The following is a 10,917-nucleotide window of genomic DNA, read 5'->3' on the forward strand; positions in this document are numbered from 1 at the left end:
TTCATTACACCGAAAAATGCTACCACAGGTACCAATACAAAAATCAATTTATGTACTTTGCCTCTTGTTAATACAAGTGCAAGAGCACCAATATAAAACAGGGCAAAGATCGGTATGCTTCCAATCATGATTTTTTATCTCCATCGTAGTAGTTTTCTGGCTTCTGTAGCCACAACTTACCAAGCAATTTTGATACGATTACAATCAATACACAGGAGAAAAATCCGTATATAGCATACGCCCCAAAAAGATTTTCCCATCCATAATGGGGATGTTTTGGCACTATTAGGTCTAGGAGTACTAAGATGATCAGCACACCATAGAAATATCTTTTAAGTAGAACTATACTTTCTGGCTTATCAAAAAACTCAAACTCTTTCATTTCATCCCTCCTGGAAAAGCAATCGCTTTCTCTGCTAATGCCAAAAATATGTCTGGATAGAAGAATAATGTTATTGTAATAGCTGCGGTTATAAGCATAGGCACAACCATAAACATCGATGCTTCTCCATGATCAACACCATGATTATGATCGTGATGTTCTTCCTTTACAGGCGTTTCCAGGTATGCTTTTATGAATATTGGGACGAAATAACTCGCATTTAAAAGGGCACTGGCAACAAGAACCCCTATTACCCAATAATTATGACTTTCCACAGCTCCATTTGCAATAAACCATTTACTAATAAATCCACCGAAAGGTGGAAATCCTATCATGGACAAGGCTCCAATGGTAAATGCTGCCATCGTAAAGGGCATCTTTTTAGCAATACCAGATAGCTCACTGACCTTTGTCTTGTGAGCAGCCACATACACTGCTCCAGCCCAAAAGAAAAGGGTTATCTTACCAAACCCATGGGCCACTATGTGCATAATTGAGCCTACAATGGCTTTAGGCGATAATAAGGACACAGCAAGCACAATGTATGAAAGCTGACTAACTGTGGAATAAGCTAATCTTGCTTTAATGTTATCCTGTCTTAATGCCACCATTGATCCAACCAAAATGGTAAATGCAGCAAGCCCACTGACAATATATGAGTATGAATGAGCTTTTAGTAGTTCTACACCAAAAATATAAACAAACACCCTCACAATTACAAAGACACCGGTTTTCACAACTGCCACAGCATGTAAAAGGGCACTAACAGGTGTAGGAGCAACCATCGCAGAGGGCAACCACAGATGAAATGGCATAACTGCCGCTTTGGCAGATCCAAAAACAAACAATATGAGAAGAACTGTAACTACCCCTTTGTCCACCTGATGTGTGTTTTTAAATACACCATTCAAAGAGAAATCAAGACTGCCAGTAGTTATATAAAGATATACGAGAGCAGGTAAGAAAAATAGTACCGATGTCAAAAGTAGGTACGATAAATATCGCCTTGCCCCTTGAATAGCCTCCTCAGTCTCTTTATGGGCGACAAGGGGGTATGTAGCGAAGGTGATAATTTCATAGAATATATAGAGTGTTAAAAGGTTACCGGAAAAAGCAGCACCTATTGCTGCCGACATGGAGATAGCAAAAAAAGCATAAAACCTTGTCTGTTTCTTTTCATGTCCACCTCTCATGTATCCGATCGAATAAAAAGAAGTAACAATCCATAAAAAAGAGGCCATTAACGCAAAAAAAACTCCAAAACTATCCACCGTTAGTTTAATGGATAAGCCAGGTAAAAACTCTATTATTTTGTATTCTATAATCTTCCCATCTCTGACCATAAAATAGATCGATAAAACTATAAAAAACTTTGTGAAAGCAGCAAATATTGTAAAAGACTCTCTGACATTTACATGTTTATCACTTAATACTATGGGGATAACCGCTAAAGAAGAAACCAAAATAGCATAAATGGGTAGTGGAGAAACAATATATTCTATCATTTCACAAGCTCCATCAACAAGTTAGATGCCTTAGTAAGATATTCCACCACCGGATAAGGATAAACCCCCAAAACAATTGTAATAGCACCCAAGATATAGGTAGGGATAACCATACTGAGGGGCTCCTTAATTTTATCATCTACAATAGCTTTCTTAAAAAAGATTATATCAACAACCCTCCAAAAATAGATAGCGGTAAGCAATGAGCTAACAAGCACAACAGCTACGGCAACAATCTTGTTACTTTCAAATGCTGCCACTATAAGATACCATTTGCTCACAAACCCAGTAGTAGCTGGTACACCTATCATCCCCAAAGCAAATATCAAAAATGCATAGGATGTCAAAGGCATCCTCTTGTAAAGCCCCCTCAAATCACTTATCCTGGTAGTATTTAGGGCATAAAAAATAAGACCCACTACTAAAAAGGAGCCGCCTTTTACAATTGCATGACTAAAAAAATGAAATATTGAGCCTATGATCCCAGTGCCTGAATGCATTGTTGCACCCATTACGATGTAGCCTATCTGCCCAACTGAAGAATATGCAAGCATCATCTTGATATTTTCCTGTCCAATTGCAAGAAATGAACCCACAACAATAGCCACTAGCGATATATAAAAGAGAGTATCCTGTATCGGAAGAACCTCCACATCAAACCTGGTGGTAAATACCGAGTATAAAAATCTCACCAGTACATAAGCCATCACTTTTGTACTTGTGGCCGACATAATAGCACTTATCGTAGATGGTGAATAGGTATATGCACCAGGTAACCAACTGTGAAGAGGAAATAAAGCCATCTTCATACTTAGTCCTACAATGATAAAGGCAGCACCTACCAGAACGATCTTAGAATTGTACATTGGAATAAGCCTTACTTTCATGTCCAGCAAATTAAGTGTACCAGTTGCCATGTAGAGATATCCTACCCCCAACACGAAAAACGAAGCCCCTATCGTCCCTAATATTAGATAGTTAAACCCTGCCTTGTAGGACTCTTTTTTCCCTGCAATAGCTATCAATGCATATGCCGTGATAGATGCTATCTCAGTAAAAACATATATATTAAAAAGGTCCCCTGTTATCGTAATACCAAGAAGCCCTGTTACAAATAGCATCGTAACTGCATAAAAGATATGTTCCTTCTCCTCAGGGATCTCCTTTTGGACAGACTTTGGAAAATAGATACTTGTTACCACAAAAACTATTGCAACAACGAACACACAGAATGCATTTAAGTAGTCTACATAATATTCAATTCCTATTGGAGCAGTCCAGTTACCAAAAAAGTATCTAATAGGTCCCTCTTCATAAACCCTTATCAGTAATTTTAAAGAGAACAGAAATGTCAAGACAGATACTATCTGGTATAAAAACGAAACAACCTTTCTATTTAACATCCCTACCAATACAACCAGCATCGAACTTAAAAGCGGTACCACAACCACAAGGGCAGGTAAATTTAGATTAATATCCATATATCAACTATTGCCACCTTCTTTTTGTTCAATCTCGACTATTTCATCCTCTTCTATGGTTTTATAGTGCTCATTAATTTTTATTATAAGTGAAAGGGCCACCGCTGTTACTGCCACTCCCACAACTATTGCTGTAAGCATCAGAACATGGGGTAATGGATTGTCATATCTTATAACGTTATCAGCATATATAGGAGCTGATCCATCCTTTACTTTTGAAATTGAGATGTAAAAGAGAATTATAGAGGTGGATAATATATTCAAACCAATCACTTTTTTAAAAAGGTTCCCATTTATAATAGTAGTATAAAGACCAATTAACATCAAAATAATGGCTACAAGGTAGTTATACTTGTATACAATAAAGTCAATTATCATCCTTATTCCCCACCTCTAAAAATAGCAACATCATGACACTGGATACCGTTATAAACACACCTATCTCAATCAGTAATAGACCCATCGAATTACCACTTCTTAAGTCAAAACCTGGTATTTTACCGTATTCTAAAAATGTTCCACCGTTTAGCATTGTAATAAATCCTACAGCAGTATAAATCATGACCCCTATGGCAGTCATTGCAATAATCGCCTTCCTACTAATCTTTTTATACAATTCTTCAACCCCATAGACCATAGCATACAAAATCCAACCTGCAGCAAAGATAACCCCACCCTGGAAACCACCGCCAGGACTAAGCTCCCCATGAGCCAGAACGTAGAGCGAAAACATCAAAATAAATGGTACCATTATCCTGGTAGCCATTCTCAAAATGATGTGTTTCTTCATCTCTTCTCCCTACCTATCAGAAGATATACACACAACCCAGCTATGAATATAACTGTAGTTTCCCCATTTGTATCATAACCCCTGTAACTACCTAAAATTGCAGTAACTATGTTTGGTGAACCTGTTTCCCGCAATGTTCTCTCTAAATAATCGGGTATCAAATAAGTGTTTGTCACCCAATTTGGATCCCCAAACCGGGGCATATCTATTGTAGCAAGGAGCAACAAATAACCGGTAATAAAAACCACAGCCGATGATATGATTACCCTATCCTTTGTAAACTTTGATTTATCCTCATTATCTATTTTGGTAAGCACTGCAAGTAAAAGAACAGTGCTAACACCAGCACCCACTGCTACTTCAGTAAAAGCAACATCTATAGCATTCAGCGTTGTCCATAGTACTGCAACAAAGAAGGAATAGGCACTAAGGGCGATGGTAGAGTTTAAAAGATTTCTAAAGTATATTGCAAGAAAAGCTGATAAAAGCAAAAATGTAAGGAAGAGTATGTCAATTACTATTGTCACGTCTTTTTCTCCACCAGGGGACACCCATTCTGTAAGCAGCCTGGGCAAGTGCATGAGTTGCTGTAGGGTTAGCTATAAAAACAAATGCCAGAATAAACAACAATTTGATAGATATAAGGGAGAATCCTTTGTAAAGAATCAATCCTGTGAGAATAAGTATCTGCCCCAGAGTGTCGGTCTTGCCAGCAGCATGAATCCTTGTGTAAAAACCAGGCATCCTTATAAGCCCTACTGCTGATACAAATATTAAAAACGACCCGATGATCACCAAAATACCAGTAATATATATCAATCCAGTCTCCCTTTTTCTTTCATCTTTAAAATAGCTATGGTGCCTACGAAATTAATCAGAGCATAAGCAAGGGATATATCCACAAATTCCGGTCTATTATATAAAAAATCTATCAAAACCAGCAGCACCACCACCTTAGTACCTATGAGATTGACCGCCAACACCCTATCAAAAAAAGTTGGACCGATTATTACCCTGTATAGACTAAAAAATGACGATACCAAGATTATTATAATACTTATACTTAATATTGTGCTCATAAGCAGCTTTCTATCTCAAGTATTCGCCTTTCCATCTCACTATCCTTAAGCCCATCTGCAAATTCTGGAGTAAGAGCATGCACAAAAAATCTATCTTTTTCAGCAAATATTGTTACAGTCCCAGGAGTAAGTGTTATTGAATTGGCTAGAAGCGTAATACCGATATCAGATTTAACTTTTGGAACAAATTCCACCATACTGGGGTCTATATCCAACTTGGGTTTTATGAGTATTTTAAGAACCTGTATATTGGCTAATATTATTTCCCAAACAAGCCAAGGGACATACGAAAATATCTTGTAGATCAACTTGAGATTTATCTTATTATCAGGGAAAAAGAGATCCGCTGTTAACCAGGAAACAATTATAGCGGAGATAATAGCAAGTGTGATTATCATAGTGGAAAACTCTCCAGAAAGCAACACCCAAAAAGCCAACATCACTACACCAGTCACCAGATATCTAATCACTCGAGTTCCCCAAACGTTGTTTTATTGCACTATACATAAATAAAAAGAATTAGTCAAGTTTTTTTGCAATAAAAAATTTGTAACTTTTTAGTAGAAAAATATTTTTATTTTTAACAATTAAATCAAATATTCATTTTCTGTTAACTAAAAATATTCTCAATAACATCATAAAACATAATATCTTAAAACTATATATACAGTAGATACCAGAATCGTAAGGATCATAGTGGGTAATCCGTATTTGATAAATCGTAAAAAAGTTATATTTTCGCCAGCTTTATTCGCTATGCCTGTTACAATAACATTTGCCGATGCTCCAATCATAGTTCCATTTCCCCCTAAACATGCCCCAAGCGCTAAAGACCACCATAAGGGCATAATTGCAGAACTATGAAGCACCGTTGTAATCTGCTCATTGGGGTATAGTTGTTGTGCTATATCGATGATCAATGGGTTCATTGTGGCCACATAAGGGATGTTGTCTATAAAAGCCGATGCAAAAGCAGAAAACCAAAGAAGCAATAAGCTAGTAGCCATAAGATCACCTTTGGTCAGCTCAAGCATCTTAACAGACATCATCTTAATAAAGCCCACTTTCACAACTCCACCAATGATTATAAAAAGACCTATAAAGAAAAAGATCGTTGACCATTCTATCTCAGCAAACAGGTGCTGGGGATCATGGGTTCCACTTAAGAGCAAAAGTAGCCCCGCTCCAAAAAGGCCAATAGTTGCAGGCTCTAAGTGCAGCATACCATGAAAAACAAAGCCTAATAACACTACCATCAAAACAAAGAGAGACTTTCTCAGTAAAACAGGATCCTTAATAGCTTCCCGTTCATTCATTTTTAAGACTCTTTTTTTCTTTTCTTCTGTAACACTCAATTTCGTTTTGAACAAAACCTTAACTACCAAGAGAAAAACCAGCATCACAACAATAATAACAGGTGTTAGGTGCAATAAAAAGTCTATGAAATTCAGCTTAGCTTTCGATGCAATCATGATATTTGGGGGATCACCTATAAGTGTAGCTGTCCCTCCGATATTAGAAGAAAGGGCCTCTACAATCAAATATGGCACAGGAGAGACCTCCAATGCATCAGCGATCAACAAAGATACAGGTGCAATGAGTAGTACTGTAGTAACATTATCTAAAAAAGCACTTAAAACACCTGTAACCACGGCAAAAATCATCATTATCCTAACTGGATCACCTTTACCTAACTTGGCACTCTTTATCGCAATAAATTCAAAAAAACCTGTGGGTTTCATTATATTGATTATTATCATCATCGAAATTAAAAGAAAGATGACGTTCCAATCCACCCCAATCTCCTCAACATGAAAAGCCTCTTTTTGATCTACAACTTGTAAAAGTATCATCAATGAAGCGCCACAAATGGAAACCACGGTCTTGTTAATTTTTTCAAATATAATTAAAACATAAGAGATAAAAAATATCGATATAGCAAGAATAAATTTACTATTTATCACAACTTCCATAATTATCTCCATTAAGTTTTCCCAAGATCTTTTTAACGATAATGTTGTAAAGGTCCCGGATCAAAATGATCCCCACCACCTGTTCACCATCTAAAACAGGTAGTCTTTGAATATTATACTTTATCAATTTTTCAGCACATTTCATCAACGGATCATCCTTCTTGACTGTAACCAAATTTTTATTCATTATATCCCTTACTTTTCTACTACACATCTTTTCAGCCATGCTGAGCATCATCCCTTCCCACGTGAAATCACCCAACGTAGGATTAATATAAAAAGGGATCACTGCCTTTAGCACATCCTCCATAGACAGTGTGCCTACAAGTCTTGATCCATCCATAACCAACATACCTTTTACACCAACCGTTCCATCAGTTTTTTTGAGATTACTCATGAATTCCACTGCTTCTTTCAAAGTCCATTCCGGCTGTAAGGCATTGCCATCAAAGGGCTCCATGATATCTTTGGCCAACATAATAATCCTTCCTCATGTTAGTGTAGACAGATTTTAACTTATTTGTTGAAAATTGTCAAAATAAATTAAATTTTTTACTATATTTTAAACTTTCTTTTTATCCATCTTTGTAATCTTTTCACAATTACCCTGGCCCGGGCAATTGATCACTTCACATGGATCGATATGAATTACCACATCTATATCCCCCATCTTATCCTTTAGATCCTTTTCAATAAAATCTGCAATACTATGGGCTTCAGATAGAGTCATATTTTTACACAGTGTGATATGCATATCCAAGAATTTAGTCTTACCAGAGCTTCTGGTCCTTATTCTGTGATAATCGATGAGATTTTCGTTATAAACTGATAGTATATCCCCTATCTTCTTTTGATCAGCATCCGAAACCTCACTATCCAGAAGTTCCTTCGATACATCCTTAGCTAACTTACCTGCGGTATATAAAATATAAAGGGATATTAAAGCAGACATAATATAGTCTATTTCATATCGAGATGTGTATTTGGTAAGTAGTAGGGAGATGAGTACACTGGAGTTGGTAAAAAGATCTATCTCATAATGCAGGGAATCGGTTAATATGATTGAAGAGTTAAACTTTTTAGCATAATACCTAAGTATTAATGTCAATAGCAATGTCATAACCACAGAGAAAAGCATTACAAAAATACCTGCCTGAAGATCTTTAACAGGTTGTTTTGACACGATATTAAAAATCGATTTGAGCAGTAGATATACACCTGTTGCCAATATGATAAGGGATTGAACAAAAGCAGCAAGGGCCTCAAACTTGCCATGTCCATAGGGATGGGTCTTATCTGGAGGAGCTTCCGATGCCCTTAGAGCAAAATAGTTTACTGCGGAAGATACTATGTCTAACACAGAATCCAATGCAGAAGCAAGCACTGCCAATGACCCTGAATAGAGTGCCACAATAAGCTTTACAACAGCCAACGTTGCAGCAAAAGATATGGATATGAGGGGTAACTTAGTCTTTTGAATCATTTTCAGGTAGAGTTGCAAAATTAAACCAATTATCAAAAAGACCTATAAAAGCAATGGCTAATATAACATAGGGATGCAGTAAAATAAGTAATAGCAGTATAATCCTGAGCCATAACAACCTTTTTTTCATAAGGATATATGTGATTAAATTGCTTCCCTGTATGAAGTAAAGATATGTGAAAATGATAAACGTATTGTAGGAAATTACCTTTACCTCTAACCTATCACTCAAAAATGTAAAACCTCCAAGTATCAATAACCATACCATGTGAAAGGGAACTTTGAAAAGCTGAGGCACAACCATCATCTTTATAGTGGCTATTTTTTGAGCTATCAATGTCATGAATGAGATATATACATAGCTGACAGATGGTATTAGATACAAAACTGTGATCGCTAACATATCCTTATTGTTTTTAAGATAACCCATTCTACCACTTAGATCCTCACCTCCAGATTTCTCCATAGTAGAAATCACGGTATCTATATTTCTTCTAACATATTCCAAAAAAGCCCCTTTGGTATCATCAAAGAATAAAAGTATCAAAAGGGTTAAAAGAAAAGCTGGCAACGGTCCAAAGATAACTGGTTCAAGTTTATTTAATCTATTTTTTAGATGCAAAAAAACAGCAAAAGCAGGTATACCTGCCATAAAGAGGAAATTCAAAGCACCTTTATAACTATAAATAGCTAAAAAGCATAGGCAAATTAAAAAAAGGACAATTTTTCTCTTATCATCTAAAAAGCCTGATTTATCTATAAGATAAAGTGTTAGAAAAGTAGTGATAAAAAGATTCGATAAAAAAGCAACTTGGGGAAGAAAGAAGTTTAATGCATACAGTAAAAAAGAAAAAATTAGTAAAAATACACTTCTCATAAAAATTGAGGGGGAAGACCCCCTCGATATTACTTGTTAATTGAAAAAGGTAATAACGCTATAATTCTTGCTGTTTTGATGGCAGAGGCCAATCTTCTCTGATGTTTAGTACATACACCCGTTAATCTTTTAGGTAATATTTTGCCCCTTTCTGTTATAAACTGTTTCAACAAAACAGCATCTTTATAGTCTATCTCTACTTTATCTGAACAAAACCTACAGCTTTTTTTCTTCTGAAATTTCTTTCTTGCATTTAACATCTATTAACCCCCTAAAATGGTATGTCTTCCTCGTCTATATCAGACGAGCTATATGATTCTTCTATGGCATCATTTATATCGCTTCTATCTTTTTTCCAAACTAGCTGGATATTTTCAGCAATTATTTCATGCTTACTTTTCTTAACACCATCCTGTTCCCAAGTTCTGTAAGAAAGTCTACCTTCAACCAGTACAGATAAGCCTTTTGTAACAAACTCATTACAAAAATCACCCAGTTTTGAAAATGCTACTATATCAATATAACAGACTTCATCCTTCATACTATCACCGGATTTATAGCGCCTATTTACAGCAAGTCCAAACCTGGCAACTGTAGTAGATGTGCTCGCGATGACCCTTACCTCGGGATTTCTAGTAACATTTCCTAACAAAATGACCTTATTGAAGAAGCCCATAGATTATTCCTTTTCTGTAGTTTCTGCTGCTGTTTGGGCAACTTCTGCTTTGGAGTCTTCGCTCGTTTCAGATTGGGGTTTTTCTTCCTGTTTTCTACTTCTTGGCTTGGTCATCTCTTCCCGCTTTCTAAGCTTTAATATTTTACCATCAACTTTAAGGACGACAAACCTTAACACATTTTCATCATACCTGAACCTTGTCTCAAGTTCAGTATTAAACTTCCCATCTGCCTTGTACTGGATCAGGTAATAGCAGCCTTCTTTAAAATTATCGATGGGGTAGGCCATTTTTAGTTTACCCCAGTACTCACTGTGGATCACCTCACCATTTGCACTTATGAGATCTTTAAATTTGTCAAAAATACCATTTGCCTCTTCAAGGGGAAGAGATGGTGAGACGATAAAAACTGTTTCGTAAGTATTCATTTTTCCTCCTTTTGGATTATTCAGCCCTCAAACCTCATTTGAGAGCAAGGGTTGGTTTTGATATAATAAAAATAACTCAAAGTCAATAATTTTTCTCTCATCCCCAATAATTGTTCTTCTTTATTGCAAATTCGATATTATTAAGATAAAATAAAATTGATGAAGAAGCTACCTATTGGTATCCAAACATTTACAGACATAAGAAGTGATAACTATGTATATGTAGATAAAACTCCATTAGCTTA

General features: G+C 36.2%; 17 protein-coding genes. 1 reads left to right on the plus strand and 16 read right to left on the minus strand.

The annotated features are described in order from the left end of the window. Positions 1-124 precede the first annotated feature (124 nt). From N3C60_03240 to N3C60_03300, 13 genes are all read right to left on the minus strand, one after another. Complete coding sequence (locus tag N3C60_03240; protein ID MCX8083915.1) at positions 125-382, minus strand: hypothetical protein; 258 nt, start codon at positions 380-382, stop codon at positions 125-127. Continuing rightward, on the minus strand, positions 379-1,887 hold the full coding sequence (locus N3C60_03245) for a monovalent cation/H+ antiporter subunit D family protein (GenBank protein ID MCX8083916.1): 1,509 nt from the start codon (positions 1,885-1,887) through the stop codon (positions 379-381). The genes N3C60_03240 and N3C60_03245 overlap by 4 nt, the downstream gene beginning before the upstream one ends. Continuing rightward, positions 1,884-3,368: a monovalent cation/H+ antiporter subunit D family protein gene (locus N3C60_03250; protein ID MCX8083917.1), complete on the minus strand. Its 1,485-nt coding sequence runs from the start codon at positions 3,366-3,368 to the stop codon at positions 1,884-1,886. The genes N3C60_03245 and N3C60_03250 overlap by 4 nt, the downstream gene beginning before the upstream one ends. A 3-nt stretch (positions 3,369-3,371) precedes the next feature. After that, positions 3,372-3,746 (minus strand): cation:proton antiporter subunit C, encoded by a 375-nt coding sequence (locus tag N3C60_03255; protein MCX8083918.1) that lies wholly within the window; start codon positions 3,744-3,746, stop codon positions 3,372-3,374. Next, complete coding sequence (locus tag N3C60_03260; protein MCX8083919.1) at positions 3,736-4,158, minus strand: Na(+)/H(+) antiporter subunit B; 423 nt, start codon at positions 4,156-4,158, stop codon at positions 3,736-3,738. The genes N3C60_03255 and N3C60_03260 overlap by 11 nt, the downstream gene beginning before the upstream one ends. Then, positions 4,155-4,685: a DUF4040 domain-containing protein gene (locus N3C60_03265; GenBank protein MCX8083920.1), complete on the minus strand. Its 531-nt coding sequence runs from the start codon at positions 4,683-4,685 to the stop codon at positions 4,155-4,157. Before N3C60_03265 ends, N3C60_03260 begins: the two co-directional genes overlap by 4 nt. After that, positions 4,669-4,977, minus strand: a complete 309-nt coding sequence (gene mnhG, locus N3C60_03270; GenBank protein MCX8083921.1) for a monovalent cation/H(+) antiporter subunit G — start codon at positions 4,975-4,977, stop codon at positions 4,669-4,671. The genes N3C60_03265 and mnhG overlap by 17 nt, the downstream gene beginning before the upstream one ends. Beyond that, on the minus strand, positions 4,974-5,237 hold the full coding sequence (locus N3C60_03275; protein ID MCX8083922.1) for a monovalent cation/H+ antiporter complex subunit F: 264 nt from the start codon (positions 5,235-5,237) through the stop codon (positions 4,974-4,976). The genes mnhG and N3C60_03275 overlap by 4 nt, the downstream gene beginning before the upstream one ends. After that, positions 5,234-5,707, minus strand: coding sequence for a Na+/H+ antiporter subunit E (locus tag N3C60_03280; protein ID MCX8083923.1), 474 nt, complete (start codon positions 5,705-5,707; stop codon positions 5,234-5,236). The genes N3C60_03275 and N3C60_03280 overlap by 4 nt, the downstream gene beginning before the upstream one ends. A gap of 165 nt (positions 5,708-5,872) precedes the next feature. Then, positions 5,873-7,210, minus strand: coding sequence for an ArsB/NhaD family transporter (locus N3C60_03285; protein MCX8083924.1), 1,338 nt, complete (start codon positions 7,208-7,210; stop codon positions 5,873-5,875). Continuing rightward, the gene (locus N3C60_03290) at positions 7,191-7,688 is read right to left on the minus strand and encodes a CBS domain-containing protein (GenBank protein ID MCX8083925.1); all 498 of its coding nucleotides are present in this window, start codon (positions 7,686-7,688) and stop codon (positions 7,191-7,193) included. The genes N3C60_03285 and N3C60_03290 overlap by 20 nt, the downstream gene beginning before the upstream one ends. Before the next feature lie 84 nt (positions 7,689-7,772). After that, a complete protein-coding gene (locus tag N3C60_03295) occupies positions 7,773-8,693 on the minus strand; it encodes a cation diffusion facilitator family transporter (GenBank protein MCX8083926.1) in 921 nt (306 codons plus the stop codon). Further along, positions 8,677-9,534: a YybS family protein gene (locus N3C60_03300; GenBank protein ID MCX8083927.1), complete on the minus strand. Its 858-nt coding sequence runs from the start codon at positions 9,532-9,534 to the stop codon at positions 8,677-8,679. Before N3C60_03300 ends, N3C60_03295 begins: the two co-directional genes overlap by 17 nt. On the opposite strand from N3C60_03300, the gene N3C60_03305 reads away from it, so the two are divergent. Further along, positions 9,476-9,610: a hypothetical protein gene (locus N3C60_03305; protein MCX8083928.1), complete on the plus strand. Its 135-nt coding sequence runs from the start codon at positions 9,476-9,478 to the stop codon at positions 9,608-9,610. The genes N3C60_03300 and N3C60_03305 overlap by 59 nt on opposite strands. On the opposite strand, the gene rpsR is transcribed toward N3C60_03305, so the two are convergent. Genes rpsR through rpsF form a run of 3 tightly spaced genes read right to left on the minus strand, consistent with a single transcriptional unit; the run spans position 9,600 to position 10,672 of the window. Then, positions 9,600-9,830: a 30S ribosomal protein S18 gene (gene rpsR / locus N3C60_03310; GenBank protein MCX8083929.1), complete on the minus strand. Its 231-nt coding sequence runs from the start codon at positions 9,828-9,830 to the stop codon at positions 9,600-9,602. The two genes, N3C60_03305 and rpsR, sit on opposite strands and share 11 nt — an antisense overlap. A gap of 11 nt (positions 9,831-9,841) precedes the next feature. Then, positions 9,842-10,246 (minus strand): single-stranded DNA-binding protein, encoded by a 405-nt coding sequence (gene ssb / locus N3C60_03315; GenBank protein ID MCX8083930.1) that lies wholly within the window; start codon positions 10,244-10,246, stop codon positions 9,842-9,844. A 3-nt stretch (positions 10,247-10,249) separates the two neighbouring features. Beyond that, positions 10,250-10,672, minus strand: coding sequence for a 30S ribosomal protein S6 (gene rpsF, locus N3C60_03320; protein ID MCX8083931.1), 423 nt, complete (start codon positions 10,670-10,672; stop codon positions 10,250-10,252). Between the last annotated feature and the right edge of the window lie 245 nt (positions 10,673-10,917).

Origin of the sequence: Calditerrivibrio sp., assembly GCA_026415135.1 — a bacterium.
Classification (GTDB): Bacteria; Chrysiogenota; Deferribacteres; order Deferribacterales; family Calditerrivibrionaceae; genus Calditerrivibrio.